Source organism: Chitinophaga pollutisoli, from assembly GCF_038396755.1.
GTDB lineage: Bacteria > Bacteroidota > Bacteroidia > Chitinophagales > Chitinophagaceae > Chitinophaga > Chitinophaga pollutisoli.
In genome coordinates this window covers 2,221,398-2,242,991 of record NZ_CP149822.1, presented here as the reverse complement: position 1 = coordinate 2,242,991, position 21,594 = coordinate 2,221,398, and the positions used below count along the sequence as shown (strand labels likewise).

General features: G+C 52.9%; 17 protein-coding genes. 11 read left to right on the top strand and 6 right to left on the bottom strand.

Annotated elements, in window-relative coordinates; all coding sequences use genetic code 11:
* Window positions 1–11: 11 nt before the first annotated feature.
* From tyrS to gatC, 4 genes are all read right to left on the bottom strand, one after another.
* Entirely contained in the window at window positions 12–1,295 is a 1,284-nt protein-coding gene (gene tyrS, locus WJU16_RS09110) for a tyrosine--tRNA ligase (RefSeq protein WP_341838007.1), read from the bottom strand.
* A gap of 58 nt (window positions 1,296–1,353) precedes the next feature.
* Window positions 1,354–1,914: a cob(I)yrinic acid a,c-diamide adenosyltransferase gene (locus WJU16_RS09105; protein WP_341838006.1), complete on the bottom strand. Its 561-nt coding sequence runs from the start codon at window positions 1,912–1,914 to the stop codon at window positions 1,354–1,356.
* An 81-nt stretch (window positions 1,915–1,995) separates the two neighbouring features.
* On the bottom strand, window positions 1,996–2,706 hold the full coding sequence (locus WJU16_RS09100) for an ABC transporter ATP-binding protein (protein WP_341838005.1): 711 nt from the start codon (window positions 2,704–2,706) through the stop codon (window positions 1,996–1,998).
* A 1-nt stretch (window position 2,707) separates the two neighbouring features.
* Window positions 2,708–2,998, bottom strand: coding sequence for an Asp-tRNA(Asn)/Glu-tRNA(Gln) amidotransferase subunit GatC (gene gatC / locus WJU16_RS09095; protein ID WP_341838004.1), 291 nt, complete (start codon window positions 2,996–2,998; stop codon window positions 2,708–2,710).
* A 148-nt stretch (window positions 2,999–3,146) separates the two neighbouring features.
* Between gatC and trpS the strand changes: the two genes are divergently transcribed.
* From trpS to WJU16_RS09040, 11 genes are all read left to right on the top strand, one after another.
* Window positions 3,147–4,151 carry a tryptophan--tRNA ligase gene (gene trpS / locus WJU16_RS09090; protein WP_341838003.1) on the top strand — a complete coding sequence of 335 codons (1,005 nt, stop codon included), beginning with the start codon at window positions 3,147–3,149 and terminating at the stop codon, window positions 4,149–4,151.
* 33 nt (window positions 4,152–4,184) lie between these two features.
* Window positions 4,185–4,817, top strand: a complete 633-nt coding sequence (locus tag WJU16_RS09085; protein ID WP_298715488.1) for a deoxynucleoside kinase — start codon at window positions 4,185–4,187, stop codon at window positions 4,815–4,817.
* A gap of 124 nt (window positions 4,818–4,941) precedes the next feature.
* Window positions 4,942–5,124 carry a hypothetical protein gene (locus WJU16_RS09080; RefSeq protein WP_341838002.1) on the top strand — a complete coding sequence of 61 codons (183 nt, stop codon included), beginning with the start codon at window positions 4,942–4,944 and terminating at the stop codon, window positions 5,122–5,124.
* The gene (locus WJU16_RS09075; RefSeq protein ID WP_341838001.1) at window positions 5,112–5,651 is read left to right on the top strand and encodes a hypothetical protein; all 540 of its coding nucleotides are present in this window, start codon (window positions 5,112–5,114) and stop codon (window positions 5,649–5,651) included. Before WJU16_RS09080 ends, WJU16_RS09075 begins: the two co-directional genes overlap by 13 nt.
* A gap of 236 nt (window positions 5,652–5,887) precedes the next feature.
* The gene (locus WJU16_RS09070) at window positions 5,888–7,969 is read left to right on the top strand and encodes a helix-hairpin-helix domain-containing protein (RefSeq protein ID WP_341838000.1); all 2,082 of its coding nucleotides are present in this window, start codon (window positions 5,888–5,890) and stop codon (window positions 7,967–7,969) included.
* Window positions 7,970–8,944: 975 nt separating this feature from the next.
* A complete protein-coding gene (locus tag WJU16_RS09065) occupies window positions 8,945–12,061 on the top strand; it encodes a SusC/RagA family TonB-linked outer membrane protein (protein ID WP_341837999.1) in 3,117 nt (1,038 codons plus the stop codon).
* Between the two features lie 12 nt (window positions 12,062–12,073).
* A complete protein-coding gene (locus WJU16_RS09060; RefSeq protein ID WP_341837998.1) occupies window positions 12,074–13,591 on the top strand; it encodes a SusD/RagB family nutrient-binding outer membrane lipoprotein in 1,518 nt (505 codons plus the stop codon).
* An 11-nt stretch (window positions 13,592–13,602) separates the two neighbouring features.
* Complete coding sequence (locus WJU16_RS09055) at window positions 13,603–14,448, top strand: BT_3987 domain-containing protein (RefSeq protein WP_341837997.1); 846 nt, start codon at window positions 13,603–13,605, stop codon at window positions 14,446–14,448.
* Between the two features lie 88 nt (window positions 14,449–14,536).
* Window positions 14,537–14,848 (top strand): DUF3467 domain-containing protein, encoded by a 312-nt coding sequence (locus tag WJU16_RS09050; RefSeq protein ID WP_341837996.1) that lies wholly within the window; start codon window positions 14,537–14,539, stop codon window positions 14,846–14,848.
* Between the two features lie 13 nt (window positions 14,849–14,861).
* Complete coding sequence (locus WJU16_RS09045) at window positions 14,862–15,938, top strand: Ldh family oxidoreductase (RefSeq protein ID WP_341837995.1); 1,077 nt, start codon at window positions 14,862–14,864, stop codon at window positions 15,936–15,938.
* Window positions 15,939–15,958: 20 nt separating this feature from the next.
* Window positions 15,959–17,281, top strand: a complete 1,323-nt coding sequence (locus WJU16_RS09040) for an aspartate kinase (RefSeq protein WP_341837994.1) — start codon at window positions 15,959–15,961, stop codon at window positions 17,279–17,281.
* A gap of 83 nt (window positions 17,282–17,364) precedes the next feature.
* Here WJU16_RS09040 and WJU16_RS09035 read toward each other — a convergent pair whose 3' ends face one another.
* Both WJU16_RS09035 and dinB read right to left on the bottom strand, forming a co-directional pair.
* On the bottom strand, window positions 17,365–20,340 hold the full coding sequence (locus WJU16_RS09035; protein WP_341837993.1) for a DNA polymerase III subunit alpha: 2,976 nt from the start codon (window positions 20,338–20,340) through the stop codon (window positions 17,365–17,367).
* Window position 20,341: 1 nt separating this feature from the next.
* Window positions 20,342–21,565, bottom strand: coding sequence for a DNA polymerase IV (gene dinB, locus WJU16_RS09030; protein ID WP_341837992.1), 1,224 nt, complete (start codon window positions 21,563–21,565; stop codon window positions 20,342–20,344).
* Window positions 21,566–21,594: the final 29 nt, after the last annotated feature.

The window sequence follows — 21,594 nt, the reverse complement described above, 5'->3', positions numbered from 1 at the left end:
ATTTGTTGTCGTTACACAATACGAACGAGGATGTAATTCTTCTTTCCTTTCTGGAATAACATCGTATTGCCCGTCAGCAAAGCAGCCGCCTCGATCTTCACGTCGATCCCTGTCAGTTTGACGCCATTCAGGCTCACGCCGCCACCCTGGATCGTCTTGCGCGCTTCTCCCTTGCTCGGGAAAATTCCCGCGTCCGCCAGGAACGATACCACATCTTTCCCCTCAGCAAGCACCGCTGCCGGCACTTCATATTGCTTCACGCCGGCCATCACTTTCAGCAACTGTTCTTCCGACAACGAACGCAAGGTATCAATTGAAGCATTACCGAAAAGGATTTCCGAAGTTTTGATCGCGAAAGCATATTCCTGCTCGCCATGGATGAACGTCGTCACTTCCTGCGCGAGTTTCTTCTGCAGCAGGCGTTTGCCCGGATCCAGTTTGTGCTCCGCGATGAGGGAGTTGATGGTATTTTCGTCCAGGAAAGTGAAGATGCGGATATAGTTTTCGGCGTCTTCATCGTCCGCGTTCAGCCAGAATTGGTAAAACTCATAAGGCGTAGTTTTGGACGCATCGAGCCAGATATTGCCGCTTTCGGACTTCCCGAATTTGGTGCCGTCTTTCTTTTTGATCAGCGGACAGGTAAAAGCATATCCTTCACCGCCGCCCATCCGGCGCACGAGCTCCGTTCCGGTGACGATATTGCCCCATTGATCGGAGCCACCCATCTGCATCTTACAGTTCTTTGTATTATACAAATGATAGAAATCGTATCCCTGGATCATCTGGTACGAGAATTCCGTGAACGACATCCCGGCGTCGCCGTCGATGCGTTTTTTCACGGAGTCTTTCGCCATCATGTAATTGACGGTGATATGCTTACCCACGTCGCGGATGAAATCCAGGAAAGAGATATTCTTGAACCAGTCGTAGTTGTTCACCATTTCCGCATAATTGGGCTTCGATGTATCGAAGTCCAGGTATCGCTCGAGTTGGGCCTTGATGCTGTTGAGGTTGTGCTGCAACGTGTCGAGGTCGAGCATTTTGCGTTCTTCCGCTTTGAAGGAGGGGTCGCCCACCATGCCGGTAGCGCCGCCAACGAGCGCGAGGGGCTTGTGCCCGGCGCGCTGCAGGTGTTTCAGCAGCATGATGGGAACAAGGTTGCCCACATGCAGCGAGTCCGCCGTAGGGTCGAAGCCCACGTAAGCGGTCGTCATTTCCTTTTCCAGCTGTTCTTCCGTGCCTGGCTTGATATCCTGTATCATACCGCGCCAGCGCAATTCCGATATTAGATTCATGAAATGGTGAAAAATTTTTGCAAAGTTACGTTTATATCGACGATTAACCGTCTTTTTATCACATCCGGGGCCGCCAGGGCAGTTCTTCCACCTGCAGCAGATGCCCCGCATACCGCGCCAAAACGAACAGGTAATCGCTCAGCCGGTTCAGGTATTGCAGTACCAGCGGCGCTACGGGCTGGCCTTCGTCCTGCAGCGCCACACAAAGGCGCTCAGCTCTGCGGCACACGCACCGGGCGATATGGCAGTGTGACACCGCCACATGGCCGCCGGGAAGGATGAAATGCTTCATTTCGGGGAGGATCTCGTCCATTTTATCCATCGCGTCTTCCAGCGTCTTCACGTCTTCCTCGTGGAGGTCGGGCCGTTTCATTTTGGATTCCTTCTCCGGATCGGTGGCCAGCGAGGCGCCAATGGTAAACAGGCGGTCCTGCGACTCGCGCAGCATCGCCCTTACAGCCGGGTCGGTCATATGGTCGTTGACAAGGCCTATCCAGGAGTTGAGCTCATCCACGGTGCCGTACGTCTCGATGCGCAGGTGCCCTTTGGAGACTTTGGTGCCCCCTATGAGGGAGGTCATGCCTTTATCTCCGGTTTTGGTATATATTCTGAATGCCATGTCCAGGGTTTTGGGCGAATGTACTAAAAAAAGCGGCCGCCTTTTGGAGGCAGCCGCTTCAGTATGATAAAGATAGCCGGGCTATTTCGCTACGATTTCTTTAATGGCGTTCATTTTGTCGGATTCCACCACGCCGTCGCGCAGGCGGATGATCCGGCGGGCGTGTTCGGCGATGTCTTCCTCGTGCGTCACCAGTACCACAGTGTTGCCGCCGGCGTGGATTTTACCGAAAATATCCATGATCTCCACGGACGTTTTGGTGTCCAGGTTACCGGTGGGCTCGTCGGCCAGGATAAGGGACGGGTCGTTCACCAGCGCCCGGGCGATGGCTACGCGCTGGCACTGGCCGCCCGACAGCTCGTTGGGTTTGTGTTTATATCGTTCCCCAAGCCCCACTTTTTCCAGCATGGCCCTGGCTTTGTCTTCCCGTTCGCGCTTGCTGATACCGGCGTATATAAGGGGGACCGCCACGTTTTCGAGGGCGGTAAGCCGGGGCATAAGGTTGAACTGCTGGAACACGAAACCGATCTCCTGGTTGCGGATGCGGGCGAGCTCGTTATCCTCCATGCTGCTCACGTCGTGCCCGTTGAGGATGTATTTGCCGGCGGTAGGGGTGTCCAGCGCGCCGAGTATATTCATCAGGGTGGATTTACCGGAGCCGGAAGGCCCCATCAGCGCTACATATTCATTCCGGTTGATATCAATAGTCACGCCTTTCAGCACGGGTAACTCGTTTTTGCCGATGAAATAGCTTTTCCGGATGTCTTCCAGGTGGATAACGGATTGGGTCATATTATTTCTTGATTACTTTGGGAACGCTGAAATATTCGTCGGTATGGACGGGTGCGTTACGGAGACCTTCTTCCCGGGAGATTTCCGGGATTACCGCATCTTCTCTGAAAACATTGACGTCGCGGGTCATATGCAGCAGTGGTTTCACATCCGTCGTGTCCAGTTCGTTCAGTTTCTCCACAAAGGTGATCATCCGCTGGAGGTCCAGGCGGATTTCCTCCCCTTCTTCCTGGCCGATTTCCAGCCTGGACAAGGTTGCCAGTTGCCGGATCAGGGCGTCATTCACTTCCATGTGTTTAAATTAACGATTTAAAGCTAATAAAATGTATTCATATAACCGATAAATGTGATCGGTCGCACAAAAATAGGGATTATTGGGCGGGTTCCGGATGTATCCTTTCCCAAAAGCCTTGTTAAAATTTCTTATTTTGCGGCCCGATATGGCTAAGGAAAAAGAAATCGTAGTGAGCGGCATCCGCTCTACCGGCATTTTGCACCTCGGTAACTATTTTGGTGCCATCCGCAATTATATCCGGATGCAGGAAGAATTCAACTGTTATTTTTTCGTGGCCGACTGGCATGCGCTGACCACCCATCCGGATCCCACCAGCCTCCGCGGCAACGTGTACCGGGTACTGGCGGAAAACATCGCATCCGGCCTTGATCCCGAAAAAGTAACATTGTACGTGCAGAGCGATATCCCCGAGATCGCGGAGCTTTACCTGCTGCTCAATATGATGGCTTATAAAGGTGAACTGGAAAAAGTACCGACCTTCAAGGACAAGGTGCGCCAGAATCCCGACAACGTGAACGCCGGCCTGCTCACGTACCCCGTTCTCATGTCTGCCGACATCCTCATCCACCGCGCCGTGAAAGTGCCCGTGGGCAAAGACCAGGAACAACACCTGGAAATGAGCCGCAACTTCGCGCAGCGCTTCAATAACCGCTATGGCGAACTCTTCCCCGAACCGTACCCGTTCAATTACGGCGACGATCTCGTGCGTATCATGAGCCTCGACGGTAACGGGAAAATGAGCAAAAGCGAGAATGAGAACTCCACGCTCTATCTTAACGACAGCGACGATGCCATCCGCAACAAGATCAAAAAAGCCAAAACAGACAGCGGTCCGCAGGAAGCCAATTCCGCGAAACCCGACTATATCGAAAACCTTTTCACGCTGATGAAACTGGTGTCTGCACCGGATACCGTTCAGTTTTTCGATGCGGCGTTCAATAATTGCAACATCCGCTATGGCGATATGAAGAAGCAGCTGGCGGAAGATATGGTGAATTTCATCCGCCCGATCCGCGAGAAGGCCGAGGCGATCCAGCAGGACCATGAATACCTGCACCGGATCATGCGCCAGGGCGCCGAGAAGTCGCGGGAGTCCGCTGCGGCAACGCTGAAAGAAGCGCGCCGCCTGATGGGCATCAATTTCTATTGATATATTTATCTTGTTGAATCATATCCCCAATGCATGGCAAAGAATAAAGTCAAACATATCGCGGTAGCGGGCAATATCGGCGCCGGAAAAACCACGCTCACCGAGATGCTGTCGAAGCACTATAAATGGATTCCGCAGTTCGAGGACGTGGAGCATAATCCGTACCTGAGCGATTTTTACGATGATATGCCCCGCTGGTCGTTCAATCTGCAGGTGTATTTCCTGCACAGCCGCCTCAAGCAGCTGGTGGATATCCAGCATGGTAAGGAGACAGTGATACAGGACCGCACCATTTATGAAGATGCGCATATTTTCGCGCCCAACCTGTATGAGATGGGGCTGATGACAAAGCGCGACTTCGACAATTATTTCAATTTCTTCGAGACGCTGAAATCGATGGTCAAACCGCCGGATTTGCTGATTTACCTGCAGGCGTCCGTGCCTACGCTGGTAGCGCAGATCCAGAAACGGGGCCGTGAGTATGAAGAAAACATCCGGCTCGACTATCTGAAGCGGCTAAACGAATATTACAACAGCTGGATCGAGAAATATAAGGATGGTCCCTTGCTGATCATCGATGTTGACAAAAATAAGTTCCCTGAAAAGGAAGAAGATCTCGGTGAAATTATTTCCCGTGTAGATTCAGAGCTGTACGGGCTTTTCTAGGATTTCCAATAATAAAAAGTATCTCCGTTGAACGGTCAATCTCCGTTTTTCGGAGATATTTTTTTTGGTGCGGATGCCCGGCTCCATTAGTTTTGAAGTCATTGTTTGATAAACCTGATTTGAGATGACCATTGTTTGCCAGCTTGCCCTGCATTGGGTATTCCTGCAATTATTTACGATACCTCCGATATGGGAGGCCTTCAACGCCTGGAACGAGCCGGGGCGCCTGGCCGCGTTGCGGCGGACTGCCGCGGGGGGTATTCAGAACAGCGATTTCTTATCGACGGGTGGCGTGTGCATGCGCTGACTGCGGCCACTCCCGTGGGAGGTGGGGTAGCGGGTGTGCGGGTATTGCATGCCGGTGTGCGGCGATATGCGGATACGCGTGTACATGTTTTGTATGGTTTGCGTCTGGGAAAAGCGGTGTTGGCTTCGGGGGGATTGGGGTATGGGAAGGATGGACCGGAAGCGGAAATGGGATCGGTCTGGGAAGTGGGAAAATCGTGCCGGTTGGGCGTGCAGTTGCGCATGGGTGCGGAAGGTGCGGGTTATGGGGGGATATCGCTGACATACGGGGTTGGTCTGCCGGTGGAGCTGGAGCTGGCAGCGGGGAAGGAGGCGGGTTATCTATTGTCGGGCAGGGTGCAGCTGATGTATAGGCCGGTGGAACGTTTTGTGTTGGTGGGAGGTTATGCGGCGGGGCCTTTGTTGCCCTACTGCGGCGTGGGCTGGGCGGCCGGATGGTGGAAAATGGGGATAGTCGGGCGTTGGCATCCGTACCTGGGTGTTTCGCCGGGCATCATGATTGGATGGAATGGACGGGAGCATAACTAAAGGCAGAAACTTTGTCTGCGAAGCGAATTGAATAATGATGGAACCGAAGCGGAAAATGCTCCGGATGACGGAGTTGTTTCGAGATTATTTTGATATGTGTAGCGTTTCACGCTGTCTTGTATTGGCCAGGCGTGTGCTTCGCACAGCAGGAGGAGTCACAGCATACATAATCAAATGGATTGGTCTGGAGCATCCGTAACAAAAGCAACATTGTTTGTTAACCAAAAATCAATGCAATGGAACCGAAGCGGAAGCGGGGCGGGTTGGTGGAGTTGTATCGAAATTGTTTGATAAGGATAGTGCTGCCTGCAGTTTGGTGTTGGCCAGGTGTGTGTTTCGCACAGCAGGAGGAGTCACAGCATAACGCCGAATGGCAGGAGCTGCAGGCGGAAACGGATCCGGAAAGTTTTCGCGAGAATGATGAGCAATGGACATTACTGCAGCGTTACCTGCGCCGTCCGCTGGATCTCAATAGTGCATCCGCGGAGGAGTTACAGGAACTGGGACTGCTGCAGCCAGGCCAGATACAACAATTACTTGATCACAGGAAGCGCCTGGGGCCATTGGCCGCAATCTATGAATTGCAAGCCGTGCAAGGGTTTGATCTTCCACTCATCCGGAAGTTGTTGCCTTATGTGATGGCAGGGCATGGATTTGCGGAGCAAGTACCCTTTCGCCGTATCTGGACTGAAGGGCAGCATACCTTGCAATTGCGATATTCCAGGACTTGGGCGGGGCGGGGAGCCTCGTTTTTTCCGGCGCCTGATAAGCCACCAGCATACGCCGGCAGCCTGGATAAAGCGGTGCTGCGTTATCGGTATGCAATGGGCAGGCATGGCGGTTGGGGGCTGGTGCTGGAGAAGGACGCCGGAGAAGCGTGGCTGCGGAAAGGAACGCCGCTTCCTGATCATATCGGATTTCATTGGGCGGTGAGGCGGCCGGGATTACTGAAGTGCCTGGTGGTGGGGGATTATACGATCAATGTAGGACAGGGTCTGATGCAATGGCATGGGATGGCGCCGGGGAAGAGCTCTTCAGTCATGCAATTCAAACGGGAAGGTGAAGCCGCCAGACCGTATGCGGGTGCCGGTGAGTTTTATTTCTACAGGGGGCTTGCAGGTACATTGGCGTTACGGAAATCGGAGCTGACGGCCTGGCTATCGGTTCGTCAGCTGGATGGCAGGTTGAAACTGCTGGATGAGGAAAGTGCCGCAATGGGCGGGACGTTGTTGCCGGCAGGTTATCACAGGACGGCGTCGGAATTGGAGGCCAGAGGGAACGTTCGGCAACATACGGCGGGCGCGATATGGAAGCGCCGGTGGGCAGCGGGGCACGTGGGAGTGAATGTGCAAGGGCATCGGTTTGCTGTTCCATTGCAGCGGGGGACTGCTTTGTACCAGTTGTTCAGGTTTGCGGATGATCGTTTATTGGAAGCAGGTGTGGATCATGCTTTCACGTGGAGGAACGTTCACTTTTTCGGTGAAGTGGTGAGGAGCAGCGCAGGTGGATGGGCATTTATGCAGGGTGGCATGGCGGCATTGTCGCCGGCGATGGATGCAGGATGGGTCTGGCGGTCGGGGGAACCGGGGTTCGCCGGGTTGTACGGTGCGCCGTTTGGTGTTACCGGTACGGCGGCAAATGAGCGGGGGTGCTACGGCGCATTGCAGGTAAAAGTAAAACCCAATTGGTTGTTGTCCGGGTATGTGGATATGTTTGGTTTTCCCTGGTTGCGCTACCGTGTAGGGGCACCTTCGGTGGGATCGGATGTGTTGTTGGCCGTACATTGGAATCCCGCGCGGCATGCCACGGTACACGGAAGTTACAGGTTCATGGAACGAATGCAGGATAAACTTCGGGAGGGGCACAATGTTATATCGCCGGCCAGCTATGGAAGGCACCAATTCCAGTTACGTTGGGAGTTACCTTTGACACCTGCGGTTACCTGGCGTGTGAGAGCGCAAAGCCAGGTATTGGAAAGTGGTCCAGGTTGGATAGCGATGCAGCAATGGAACTGGAGGCAGGGTAGATGGAAGGGGAGTTGGAGTCACGCCTGGTACGATGGGCCACCTGGGGAAGGTATGTATTTGTCGGGGCTCGGATTTCCGGGTGATGGTACCGTCAATCGTTTTAGTGGAACAGGAGGATATGTAAGAATGCAGATCCAGCGATCAATTGCAGAAAGGTGGAATGCGTGGTTCAGTTGGCAGTATGCTGGAAGCCGCACTGTTCCGCAAACGATACAGGAGTGGAGAAACGGGATGCTTCCGGAGGCCAGGAGTACGATTCAACTGCAATTGCAATATGAATGGGGCGAGTGAAAATCGGCTTGTATGGGAGAATCGGTTTTTGTTGTTGCTGAGCTCTAGTCATCCAAATGGCATTCGTTTGAGAAGTGACATTAATCGTGGTGAATAGTCGTTGGATTTCAGGCGTGCAAATGGTATTTGTAGTCGAGTGATATGAGTTGTGGTGAACAGTCGGTGAACTTCAGGCATTCTAAAGGCTTATCGTTATTGCATTCAGGAAAACTGCATTTGTCAATACTTACGTGCTTGCACGTTGATGGATTGTTGAGCATTGGCAATAATGGTTAGTCTAAGTCGTGTCGCGCTGAGGTTGGGTGTTGTATTGCCGTGTAAGGGCATTAACTGATGAATGATTGGGCGAAGTATAGCTTTTACTGGCATCGTGCAATTGTGCAAGGGCTGTCTATACACGATATCATCTGCCTTACTTTGTCGCATGTATAGGAGATAGATTCTGGTGAAATCTAATTTATTTTTCTGTATATGATGTAGCATGTTTGAATAAAAACAGGCAGCGATCATGATTTTTGGGTTGAGTACTTACTGCGTTCAGACTGCGATCCGCCTGCATGTTAAGGCAGTAAACCAAATTGTCTTTTCTGCTGTTATAATTGCGGCCTTTCATGGAAAACGCTATGCGAAAAAGTAATTACGGCGTATATTGCAACGCCTGTTAAAATGCTGGTAAAGCCTTAAAATCATTGATGGTTTAGATTTTGATTGACACCAGTCTGATCATCAATCCGCCGGTTTCTTAGGAAACCGGCTTTTTTTGCCTTCTACACAAATTCTTTTGCGATTTTTTAAAGCGATTTAACCCGATCAAGAAAAGTTTATGGCCCTGTGATGATCAATAACTTATCTAGTGATCGCCGCATATGTGCCGCAGTATACCGTTAATCATCATTAACATAGTTTTAACGGAAAATTTTTGCGGATTCAAAAATCTAGTTATTTTGCGGTTGTCAATCAAAATCTAAATCATCTATGAAAAAGGCTTTACTTTTTCTCGCCATGCTTATGGTGAGTGGTAACCTGGCTTATGCCCAACAACGCCAGATTACCGGTAGGGTAACAGGTGAAGACGGTTCACCCATACCATACGCCTCCATCCAGATCAAAGGCACCACAAAAGGTACCACCGCTGATCAATTTGGGAATTACAAAATTCAGGTCTCGGAAAAAGATGTGCTCCTCATCCGCAGCGTAGGGTATAACACCCTCGAAAAAGCAGTGGGTGCCGCAACCAACTTGCCCGTTATCCTCATCCTCGACTCACGGAGCCTCCAGGAAGTCGTGATTACCACTGCCATGGGCATCCAACGACAGGCGAAATCCGTTGGCTACTCCGTCGGGAAGGTGAAAAGCGCCGACCTCGTAACCGCCAAAGCCACCACCGTAGCCTCGTCCCTCGTGGCCAAAGTGTCCGGCTTGCAGGTCAACACCATCAACAACTCCGCCAACCCCCAAACCCGTATCATCCTCCGCGGCAACCGCTCGCTGACCGGACAAAACCAGGCCCTCATCGTTCTCGATGGCGTGGAAATCCCTAACAGCCAGTTCAACTCTATCAACCCCGAAGACGTGGAAGACGTCAACGTCCTCAAAGGCGCAAACGCTTCCGCCCTCTACGGATCCCGCGCCTCTAACGGCGCCATCGTCATCACCACCAAACGCGCCCAGAAAGGAAAACCCGTAGTGTCGCTCTCCAACTCCACGCAGTTCGAAGAAATCAGCTTCTTCCCTTCGCTGCAGGATAAATTCGGCACCGGCTCCACCAAATCACCCATCCCCGTGTACAACGCGTTCGAAAACCAACAGTATGGCCCCGCCTACGATGGTTCGGAAGTGGAAATCGGGAAACCCCTCGAAGACGGATCCGTCCAGAAAGTGAAATACTCCCCCAACCGCGACCGCTACAACTTCTGGAACACCGGCCTCACGCTGCAAAACAACCTTTCCGTTTCCACCGCCGACGACAAATCCACCTTCTACGCATCCATCCAAAACCAGAAAGTGAACGGCGTCGTACCCAAAGACAAATTCGGCAGAAACGGCCTGCGCGTCAATGCCAGCCGGACATTCGGCAAAGTGACCGCCAGCACCAACATCAGCTACACCCAAAACACCGCCGATATTCACACCAACGGCGGCGGCCTGGAGGAATCCGTGTACTGGATGGTGATGAATACCGCCGCGCACATCCCGCTCACCCGCTATAAAAACTGGAAAACGGACAAGTTCTCCAATCCCAACGGGTACTACAACGAATACTATTACAACCCGTATTTCATCATCGACCAGTTCCGTACCGATTCCAAAACAGACAACCTCATCGGGAATTTCACGCTGTCCTACAAACCGGCGGAATGGCTGTCCCTCATGGGCCGTGTGTCCACATCCACCCAAAATTCCTTCTGGCAGGACCGTGCGGATAAATTCACCTACACGCCTTACACCACCGAAATTTCTTCGAGTAAGGTGAAAGCGGAAATCACCAACGGCTTTTTCCAGGATAACACCGCCAATTACGTGCTCAATCAATACGATTTCATGGCCACCGCGCAGAAGAATTTCAACGATTTCGACTTGCGCGTGGTGCTGGGGAACAACATCCGGCAGGAACGGGGCGGCATGAACTTCATCCGCGCCAACGCACTGGTGAACCCCGGTTTCTTCAACGTCGACAACCGGGTGGGCGAACTGGAAGGCGAAAACGAGAAAACCATCATACGCGAACATTCGCAGTATATCGACGCTTCGCTGGGATACAAGGATTTCGCCTTTATCCACGGTAGCTACCGCCGCGACCACATTTCGCGGCTTTCCAAAAAGAACCGCAATTTCGGATACCCCGGCGTGGATGTGTCGTTCGTGGCGTCTGAAGCATTGCCTTTCCTGAAAGGCAACAGGACCATCAATTACCTGAAACTTTTTGCCGGTTATTCCGAAGTGGGCCAGGCCAACATCGGGCCGCACATGTTGGATGAGATCTATGTCCGTGGCGACGGATTTCCCTTCGGATCTACCGTGGGCTTCACATTGGGTAACACAGCCGTAAGCGACGACCTGCGCCCGGAGCGCGTGAAATCCAAGGAAGCCGGTGTGGAAATGGGATTTATAGATGGAAGGATCAGCCTGCAGTTCACGTACTACGACCAGCTTTCACTGGACCAAACGATCACGGCGGGCCTGTCGAACTCCACGGGATACAGTGGCTACCTCATCAATTCGGGCAAGGTTTCCAACAAAGGCTATGAAATCGATCTGAAATTATTGCCGCTCCGTTCCGCGGATTTCCGTTGGGAAATCGGGCTGAATTATGCCAACCGTGATAATAAAGTGATAGAAATCAGCGCCGACCTTACGGAGCTTGCACTTACCACCGCCGCCGGCAACGCTTATGTGGCCGCAATCCCTGGCCAGCCTTACCCCATGCTGAAGTCGACCGTTTACGAAAAGCATAACGGTAAAATCATCGTTGACGCGGAAACCGGCATGCCAAGCCGCGCCAGTGGTTATTTCCTGGTCGGGAATACCAATCCCCGGCACATCGTAGGTATTAATACCAACTTCCAGTGGAAGAGCCTGCGTTTCACCGCGCTGGCCGAACACCGGAGCGGTTACTCCGTTTACCACGATATCGGTTCGGACCTTGATTTTACAGGCGCCTCGGCCGTCAGCGCTTCCTATAACCGCGAACGGTTCATCTTCCCCAATTCCGTTTACGAATCTCCCGCCGGATCAGGGAAATATGTGGATAACAACAATGTACTGGTGATGGACGGGAACTATGATTTCTGGCCCGAAAGCGCCTACCGTACTTCCATCGGCGAAAACTACGTAACATCCGGCGCCTTCTGGAAACTACGCGAAGTAAGCCTTTCCTACGACTTGCCGGAAAACTTGCTGGCCAGAATCAAATTCATCAAACGGGTATCCGTGGGGCTCACCGGGCGAAATCTCGTAACCTGGCTTCCCAGGTCGAACCAATACACCGACCCGGAATTCAACTTCACCGCCGGCAACGCGGTGGGGATGAACGACTACCGTCAGACGCCGCCTACCCGCATGTACGGTTTCAACGTTTCTGTTAATTTTTAATCCGATCCGATCATGAAGAAAATAACTTTCCAGATATTGTTGAGTGTGGTATTCCTGGCTGTCGGTTGCAAAAAAGACTGGCTGGATGTCAACACCACTCCTAACGACGCCCGCGACGCCACGCCCCAGGCCGTCCTTTCCACGGCGCTCTCCGGCACCGGCAACCTCGTTGTGAATACCTACCAAACCTACGGCGCCTGGACAGTAGGTTATTGGGCCAAAACCAATGTGGTAAGCGGTTACAACACTTACCGCACCTACAACTATACCAGCGCTACCGAACAGGGCATCTGGAATCAGTCGTACAACAACCTCATGGATTATGAATTTGTGGAGAAGAAAGCTCTCGAGCTGAAGAACCATGAGTATTACATCGCGATGGCTAAAATCATGAAGGCCTACGTTTTCCAGCAAGTAGTCGACCAGTATGGAAACATCCCATACGCCCAGGCGCTCAAAGGAAAATCCAACCTCACGCCCACGTACGACGACGCCAAAGTGATCTATGAGGACCTGGTCAAGCAACTCGATGAAGCGCGGAAACTGTTGATAGAAACCAATCCGGACAATACCATTCATGTAGGTGAAGAAGATATCATGTTCCATGGCGATCTCATGAAATGGCGGCAGTTCGCCAACACGGTGAAACTCCGCATCCTCATGCGGCAGTCTTCCGTTCCCGACCGCAAAGCCTACGTCATGCCGCTGCTCACCGCGCTTTCCGCCAATACCGATGGGTTTATCGGGGAAGATGCCGCAGTGAATCCCGGCTACCTGAAAACTGAAGGCAAACAAAATCCTTTCTGGAACCGGTATTATCTCGACGCGGCCGATGGTGAAGCCACGGAACACAAATACGTCGGCCCTACCAAATACGGCATCTCCAAAGTGGATCACGAAAGAGGCGTTGCGATCTTCGGAACGGCTTCCCCGGCCGGCATCGACCTGGGTGACCTGAATCCGCCGAACCATACGCCTTTCGGGCAGGCTACCATCTTCAAAAGCCATAACCAGGACGCGATCCTGTTCCAGCTGTCGGAAGTGAAATTTCTGCAGGCCGAAGCCGTGGAAGTGCTGGGCGTGAATTTCGGAGATGCGCGGATGCTGTATGAAGAAGGTGTCGCTGAAAGTTTCTATTTCATGATGTTGTCTTCCGATATCACGGCAGACTGGTTTGCCGGAACGTATGGGGTGGATCCTACGCGCGCGAATGTGGAAAAGGAACTGGTAGTTCCCTACCTGGAAAGCGAGGAAGTGGATATTGATTGGGATGATTCGCCGAACAAGCTACGCGCTATTCATACCCAAAAGTGGATTTCCATGTATCTCATCAATTCCCTCGAAGCCTGGAACGAGGTCCGCCGCACGGGATTTCCGGTAATTCCCGTGTCGCTGGAAGCGGTTCGTCCAGGCATTTTGCCGGTGAGACTGCTTTATCCGCAAACCGAAGAAGCCTACAATGGCGCAAATGTTTCCAAACAGGGTAAGATCGATCAATTCACCAGTAAACTTTTCTGGGACGTAAACTAAAACTGCCGAACATGAAAAAGACCTTTTCTTTTATAATAGTAGCCACCGTGGCAGGTACGTTCCTGGCCGGTTGCCTCAAGGACGATGATAATTACATCGATTATACCGAAGCGCCTCCCGCCGTTCAATTTCTTTATGCCAAGCACGACGGTACCCGCGTTATCGAGGCATTTGACCTGGCGGCGGAACCGCAAACGATGAACCTCAACGTTTCGCTGGCGTCTAACGGGCCTTTGAGCGGGGCGGCTTCAGCTAAAGTGAACCTCATCGCCAATGCGGCGGAACAGTATAATACGGCGCATGGCACCGAATATGAACAACTTCCGGCTAACACGTATTCCATACCGCAGCATACGGTGTCTATTCCCGCAGGGCAAACGTCGGTGAATTTCCAGGTGAAAATTCAGTCCGATAAAATCGATCTGGCCAAGAAATGGATGATCGGTTTCCAGCTGGCGGATGGAAGCGGGGCTGTTGTGCCGGCCAATTTCGGGAAGATTTTCATCGAAGTTGTGATCAAAAACGACTGGCATGGCACTTACCGTGCGGTGGGTACTTTCCTGCACCCGAGCGCCGGCCCCCGGGCCATCAGCGAAGACAAAGAGCTGATTACCACTGGTCCGCGTTCTGTAATGGCGCCACTGGGCGACCTGGGAGGGGCAAATTATTATATGATTATGACCATCAATGCGGACAATTCGGTAACAATCACTCCGGCGGGCGTAACACCCAATGTGGACCAGAGCTGGGGGCCTAATTTCTACGATCCCGTTAAGAAGGAATTCCACCTGAATTACTCCTATAACGTGGCCGCACCGCGCATTGTGGACGAAGTATTAACCTTCTCTTCGCGGTAACATCTGGTGATGTAGTACATATAATAAAAAAAGAGGTGCTGGAATTGGCACCTCTTTTTCTATTTTTGTACTTCCAAATTCACATATAATGGAAAATCAAGATGAGCAGCAACAGCTGAATATTGAACTGAGCGAGGAAATAGCAGACGGAACGTATGCCAACCTGGCGATTATCACGCATTCTCCGTCAGAGTTTGTGGTGGATTTTATTAATGTGATGCCGGGCCTGCCAAAGGCGAAGGTAAAGTCGAGAATCATTTTGACTCCGCAACACGCCAAGCGCCTCATGAAAGCGCTGGTGGATAATGTGAAAAAATATGAATCCGCTCATGGCACCATTCAGGACCAGGAACCGGTTTCCTTACCGATGAACTTTGGCGGTCCTTCCGCTCAGGCATAACCGAATCAACAGGATGGAGCAGATTTTACCGTATGGGCAACTAAAAACGTTTACCCGCGATGTTTTCCTGAAAATGGGCTGTTCTGCCGGACATGCGGAACTGGCGGCCGTAGTATTATTGTCTGCCGACCTTAGGGGAATTGATTCTCATGGGGTTGCGCGGCTAAGTGGCTATGTGCGCCTTTGGGAAGCCGGCCGCATCAATCCAACACCGGATATCCGGATCGTGCACGAAACGCCGTCGACTGCGGTGGTGGACGGAGACGGAGGGCTTGGCCTGGTGGTGGCGCCTTTTGCTATGCAGGTGGCTATCGATAAAGCGAAGATCGCCGGCACCGGATGGGTGAGCGTCCGCCATTCCAATCACTTCGGAATTGCGGGGTATCACGCCATGATGGCGTTGGAACAGGATATGATCGGCATGGCGATGACCAATGCCAGCCCACTGGTAGCACCTACTTTCGCAACGGAGCGCATGCTGGGTACCAATCCTATCGCTGTAGCCATTCCGGCAGGGGAGCAGCCGCCTTTCGTGGCCGATTTCGCGACTACGACGGCGGCTAATGGAAAATTGGAGATCCTCCAGCGCAAGGAGCTGGAAGCGCCGACCGGGTGGGTTCAGGACAAAGATGGAAACGCGAGCACCAATCCCAACGAGCTGAAGAGCGGCGGCGCGTTGCTGCCCCTCGGCGGCGACCGCGAGCACGGAAGCCACAAAGGCTATTGCCTGGGATCGGTGGTAGATATTTTTTCGGCAGTGCTCTCCGGCGCCAACTACGGCCCCTGGGCGCCTCCGTTCGTCAGCTTCCTCCCTTTGCCGCCAGATCCTGTGGGCAAAGGGCTCGGCCACTTCTTCGGCGCCATGCGCGTCGACGCTTTCCGGCCGGCCGACGATTTTAAGTCGCATATGGATACCTGGATCAACCGCTTCCGTAATGCCAAAACCGTGGAAGGAAAGGAAAAAGTCCTCATTCCCGGAGATCCCGAACGCGAAATGCAGGCCTACAGAATGGATGCAGGCATCCCGCTCCTCGGTCCCGTGATGAAAGACCTCGGCGAAGTAGCGAAAAAATTTGAAATCAATTTTTAAGTAATATATATCACAACAAAATGAAAGTCTTAAAATTTGGCGGAACCTCGGTTGGCAAACCGGAGCGTATGCATTCCGTGGCGCAGTTGATCACAGCAGACGCTGATGCCAAAATCGTGGTACTGTCCGCACTCTCCGGAACTACCAATGCACTTGTCGAAATCGGAACCTCGCTGTCCGAAGGGAAGAAGGCCGAGGCGAAGCAGCAGATCGACAAGCTGGAAAGCCACTACCGTTCCTTTTGTGAGGAACTGGTGAAAACGGAAGCCGGACGGGCCAACGCCAAAGCCATCGTAGACGAGCATTTTGAGTTTCTCAATATCATCCTCCGTATTTCCTTCAACGAAGCGCTGAACAAAGACATCCTCGCCCAGGGCGAACTGCTGTCTACCAAACTTTTCAGCGCATACCTCGGGGAAGCCGGATTCAAATCCGTACTCCTCCCCGCGCTGGAGTTCATGAGCATCGACGAATTCGAAGAGCCTGAAATCCCGCGCATCAAAGTAAAACTCAATCACCTCCTCGAACAGCATAAAGGTGACACCCTTTTCATCACGCAAGGGTACATCTGCCGCAACGCACGCGGAGAAGTGGACAACCTGAAACGTGGCGGCAGCGACTATTCCGCTTCCCTCATCGGCGCAGCCATCCAGGCGAAAGAAGTGCAAATCTGGACCGATATCGACGGTATGCACAACAACGATCCCCGCGTTGTGAAGAAAACTTTCCCGATCGAGCAACTTTCGTTTGACGAAGCCGCCGAGCTGGCGTACTTCGGCGCGAAGATCCTCCATCCCGCATCCATCTGGCCTGCACAGCATTTCAATATTCCCGTGAAACTGCTGAACACCATGCAGCCCGAAGCAAAAGGCACCATCATCACCGAAATGCCCAACGGCAACGGCGTGAAGGCAATCGCGGCGAAAGACGGCATCATCGCCATCAAAATCAAATCCAGCCGCATGCTTCTGGCTTACGGCTTTCTCCGCAAAATCTTCGAAATCTTCGAAAAATACCGCACGCCGATCGATATGATCACCACTTCTGAAGTGGCGGTTTCCATCACCATCGACGATCAGCGCCACCTCGACCAGATTCTGAAGGAACTGCAGCCCTTCGGTACCGTGGAACTGGATCACCATCAGGCCATCGTTTCCATAGTGGGCAACGAAGTAGCTGCTACCCCGTCTATCCTCAAGAAACTGTTCGATTCCCTCAACGAAGTGCCCCTCCGCATGATTTCTTACGGCGGCAGCAGGCACAACATTTCCATCCTCGTTGGTGGTCAGTACAAGGAGAAAACCCTCCAGCTGCTGAACAAAGGCCTTTTCGACCTGGAATAGTTGCGGTAACCGCAAAAACATACAGGCTGAAGCATCATTGCTTCAGCCTTTTTTTATTGAAGCAAATAGCGGAAGAAGACGATCTAAACAGGATTGAGTGTGGCGCGGACGGTCCCGGTTTCTTTCGCTTTATCTTCGAAATAACCGATTTTCCGCATCCGGTATACATCCAGTGAATACACCCCGAACTCCTCGATAACCGTGCCTTCCAGGATGTAGAAACCGCTTTTCATAAACGGAAAACGGCGCAGGCTGTCCGGAAAATGCACCGTGTCCAGGAAATTGCCGTCACGGTCCAGGAAAGTGCCGAAGCACATTGCCTCCTGCTTGATGGTATACACATGCTTGAGTGTGACGAGATATCCCAGCATCGTTACCTGCCGTCCGAGATTTTTCTCCATGTCAGAAACAGAATGGTAAGCACGTTGGTCGTGGTGTAACACTTCAAACGGCGATGATAACGGAAAACCCAGCAACTCGATCTCGTCGAAGGCATCTTCGTGCTCATGGTAAGCCAGCGCTGGCAGCGTCCAGTCGCGGGATGGCTCATGGAAAAGCCCCGGTTTCGCAGGATCTTTTGTCTCTTTCCGCAACAACGCCGCGCTCTTCCACAACAGGTTTTTCTTTGTCTCCTTCGTGAAATGAAACGCCCCCACCCGGATGAGCAATTCCATCTGCGCGGGGGCAGGCTGCGTACGGTTCACGAAATCCTCCATCCCCAGGAACCGCCCGTTCGCCGCCCGTTCTTCCAGTACAGATGCAATCCAGGCCTGCTCCAGCTTCTCCACATGGATGAACCCCACATGCACTTCGTTTCCTTTGATATTGGTGTAATAATCACTTCGGTTGACGCAGGGCGGGTGGATGCGCGCGCCCGTTTTCTTCAACTCCCGGAAATACAATTCCCGGTTGTAAAAACCACCGAAATTATTGATCACCGCCACCATAAACTCCGCCGGGAAATACGTTTTCAGGTACAGGCTCTGGTAACTTTCCACGGCGAAACTCGCGGAGTGCGCTTTCGAAAATGAAAAGTTGGCGAAGCTCGCGATCTGCCGCCACACTTCTTCACTCACCGCCCGCGGCCGCCCCAGCTTTTCGCAGTTGTCGAAAAAAAGATTTCTGATCTTCTCGAAATTTTGCTGCCCGCGGTACTTTCCCGCCATCGCCCGCCGCAAGGTATCGGCATCCGCCAGGTCGAGATTAGCGTAATGATGCGCGACCTTGATCACGTCTTCCTGGTAAACCATCACCCCGTAAGTTTCTCCCAGCAACGTTTTCATGACAGGATGCAGGTATTCGACCTTATCCGGCTGATGGAAGTTCAGCACGTATTGCCGCATCATGCCAGCCTGCGCCACACCCGGACGAATAATCGAGCTCGCGGCCACCAGCGTGATGTAATCGTCGCAGCGCAGCTTGCGCAACAGCTGCCGCATTGCGGGAGATTCGATGTAAAAGCAGCCGATCGTCTGCACGTTTCGAAGAGCGTCGCGAACGCGGACGTCTTTCATAAATGACTTCACATCGTGAATGTCGATATCCACGCCGCGGTTTTCCTTGATGATATCCAGCGAATCGCGGATATGCCCAAGGCCGCGCTGGCTGAGGATGTCGAACTTGTGCAGGCCGATCGCCTCTGCCAGGTGCATGTCGAGCTGCGCGGTGCTCAGCCCTTTTGGTGGCATATGCGTGGCGCAGTATTGATGAATGGGCGCTTCGCTGATGAGCACCCCGCCGGCATGGATGCTCAGGTGATTAGGAAAGCGGTCGAGCATGCGCCCGTAGCGGATGATGCGCTGGTGCACATTGTCTTCCCCGAGCTTCACCTGGTAAGGGTTTTCGAGGATTTTGTCGATTTCCCCTTTCGGCAAACCGTATATTTTTCCCAGCTCGCGGACGATGGCGTTCGTCTGAAAAGTGGCTACCGTTCCCAACAGTGCCGTATGTTCGGAGGTGTACTTCTGAAAGATATAATCGAATATCTCGTCGCGGTCGCGCCACGAAAAATCGATATCGAAATCCGGCGGCGATGTGCGGTGCGGGTTGAGGAACCGCTCGAAATACAAATCCAGCGCGATGGGGTCCACGTTCGTAATCCCCAGGCAATACGCGACGATGGAATTGGCGCCGCTGCCCCGGCCCACATGGAAAAAATCCCGGTGCCGCGCGTACCGCACAATGTCCCAGGTGATGAGAAAATACGCGTTGAAATCCTGCTGGTCAACAATCGCCAGCTCTTTTTCGATCCGCTGCCGCGCTTCCGTATTTTCCATCCCATAGCGGTATTCCATGCCTTCGTAAGCGAGGTCGCGCAGGAGCTGGCGGTCGTTTTCGCGGCTATGAGTAAAGCGTTTTTTATTGAGATGCCCGCCAAATGTGAAATGAATATTGCATTCCTCCATCACCCGCAGGGTGTTGCGGACAATATGCGGGAACGCTTTAAACTGCTCCAGCAGTTGATTAGGCGGCAGGAAACATTCGTCTGTTCCGGCAACCTCCTCCGGGGGCAGCTGGCTGATCAGCAGGTTGTTGTCAACCGCCCGGAGCACCCGGTGCAGCTGTTGCGATGCTTCGTTCTGGAAACTCAATGGCTGTAGAACGACCAGCTTGTCGGCATACCGGCGCGTGTCGGTGCGGAAAAGTTTGTTCAGCTCGCGGGGCCGTACGCCTGCGAGTTCATGTGCGGCCATCGAAGGGAGGGGCTTTGCGCCCCAATTGTAAATAACGAATGTATCGGGGAGATAAGGAGCCTCCGCCGGAAAGGGTTCGCCCGATCGCAGGTGGCATGACAGAAAACGGTTGATTTCCCGCCAGCCATCCGTGCTCCTGGCCAGCAAGATGTACCGGAACACGGCGCCGTTGCGGCATTCCAGCCCGAGGATGGGCTTGATGTCGTGCTGCATGCATTCCTGCACGAACATCCACGCGTCTGTTGTGGCGTTGATGTTGGTGAGCGCCAACGACGTAATGCCGTGCGCCTTCGCGACGGCCACGAGCTCGTCGGTACGAATGGTGCCGTGCCGCAGGCTGAACCAGGATTTGCAATTCAGGTACATGTTAATGCGGATATCTGTGTTTCATAACAAAAGTTGCTTTCCGGAATGGCTGCATCGGCTGCTCGAAATTGCCACCGCTGCTGCTGCCGCGCATCAGGTACTGCCAGCCGAACTGTGATTTGATGCTGTCGATGGCCTGGTAAAGCGAAATCATGTCTTCCGTATCGTCGAACAGGCTGATCTGGTAATTACCCGAAACAAGATGGCTGAAACGAACGCCGATGAGGCGCACCAGCAGGCGGCGGTCATATAGTTTGGTAAATAGTTGTTTAACGTGGTTCAGCAAAACATGGTCACTGGATGAATAGTTGATATTCAGTTGTTTGGTCACCGTTTCGAAATCTGAGTACCGGATCTTGACGGTGACGCAGCCCGTGAGGCGGTTTTGCTGTCGAAGCTCGAAACCGATCTTTTCCGTCATCCTGACCAGTTCGCTATGCATATAGCCCAGGTCGATGGTGTCTTGCGGAAAGGTGGATTCCGTGGAGATGGATTTCTGTTCGTGGAAAGGTACCACCGGCGATTCGTCGATCCCGTTGGCCTTGTTCCATAAGGCAATGCCGTTTTTGCCCATCCAGGCTTCCAGGAGGCCTACGGGAATCTCGCTGAGGGTCTTGACCGTTTCCACACCGCGGCGGCGGAGTTGCGCGGCGGTTTCCTTGCCTACCATGGGAATCTTTTCGACGGGCATGGGTGCCAGGAAGCTTTTTTCGTGACCGAACGGGATGGAAAGCTGGCCGTTGGGCTTGGCTTCGTTGGTGGCGACTTTGGAAATCAGTTTGTTGGACGCGAGGCCGAGGGAAATGGGGAGCTGCGTTTGCTGCATGATTTTCCGGCGGAGCTCGCTGGTCCATTTGAGGGAGCCGAAATATTTGTCCATGCCTGTCAGATCCAGGTAAAATTCATCAATGGAAGATTTTTCATACAAAGGCGCGGAGCCGGCGATGATGTCGGTCACTTCCCGCGAAAAATGGCTGTATTCCTCGAAATCTCCGCCGCGGATGATGGCGTGCGGGCAAAGCCGCAGCGCCATTTTCATGGGCATGGCGGAGTGGATGCCGAAAGTTCGGGCTTCGTAGCTGCAGGCCGCTACCACGGCACGGTCACTCTTCCCGCCTACAAGCAGCGGTTTGCCTTTCAGCGAGCGGTCCTTCAGGCATTCGACCGAAACGAAGAAACAGTCCAGGTCGAAATGAGCGATCGTGCGTTGGCCGTCTAACAGCATAAGATGGGTCTTTATCCAAAACTACTAAA